Origin of the sequence: Okeania hirsuta (genome assembly GCF_003838195.1) — a bacterium.
GTDB lineage: Bacteria > Cyanobacteriota > Cyanobacteriia > Cyanobacteriales > Microcoleaceae > Okeania > Okeania hirsuta.
Map to the genome: position 1 here is coordinate 1 of NZ_RCBY01000655.1, position 781 is coordinate 781.

Genomic DNA, 781 nt, shown 5'->3' on the forward strand with positions numbered 1-781 from the left:
TATCGACTTAGACGTTGTACCAGATCGAGTGGCAGTGTTTTCCAACAGTGCCCAGTTTCTAGACATACTAGCACCTGGAGCATTTATAAATGCAGGAGGATTCAACGTTCCTGGAACTTCAATGGCAGCACCCCACGTTGCTGGAGCAGGACGTTGTACCAGATCGAGTGGCAGTGTTTTCCAACAGTGCCCAGTTTCTAGACATACTAGCACCTGGAGCATTTATAAATGCAGGAGGATTCAACGTTCCTGGAACTTCAATGGCAGCACCCCACGTTGCTGGAGCAGTTGCGGTCTTAAGTGAAGCCTTCCCCAATGAAAGTCCAGACCAAATTCTGCAACGGATGCTTAATTCTGGCGACCCCATTACAGACCACCGCAACGGAATTACTAAACCCAGACTTAATCTAGGTGCTGCATTAGAGATAGAATCTGCTCGACTTGACAACGATAATTTTCTATCGACTTAGACGTTGTACCAGATCGAGTGGCAGTGTTTTCCAACAGTGCCCAGTTTCTAGACATACTAGCACCTGGAGCATTTATAAATGCAGGAGGATTCAACGTTCCTGGAACTTCAATGGCAGCACCCCACGTTGCTGGAGCAGTTGCGGTCTTAAGTGAAGCCTTCCCCAATGAAAGTCCAGACCAAATTCTGCAACGGATGCTTAATTCTGGCGACCCCATTACAGACCACCGCAACGGAATTACTAAACCCAGACTTAATCTAGGTGCTGCATTAGAGATAGAATCTGCTCGACTTGACAACGATAATTTTCTA

At 46.7% G+C, this 781-nt stretch carries 2 protein-coding genes; both read left to right on the forward strand.

Annotated features, from left to right (window positions below):
• The first annotated feature begins 89 nt into the window (after positions 1 to 89).
• Entirely contained in the window at positions 90 to 470 is a 381-nt protein-coding gene (locus D5R40_RS33490) for a S8 family serine peptidase (protein WP_124155924.1), read from the forward strand.
• Positions 471 to 493: 23 nt separating this feature from the next.
• Positions 494 to 781 (forward strand): S8 family serine peptidase (locus tag D5R40_RS33495; RefSeq protein WP_205127884.1); only part of this gene is annotated, 288 nt, incomplete at its 3' end.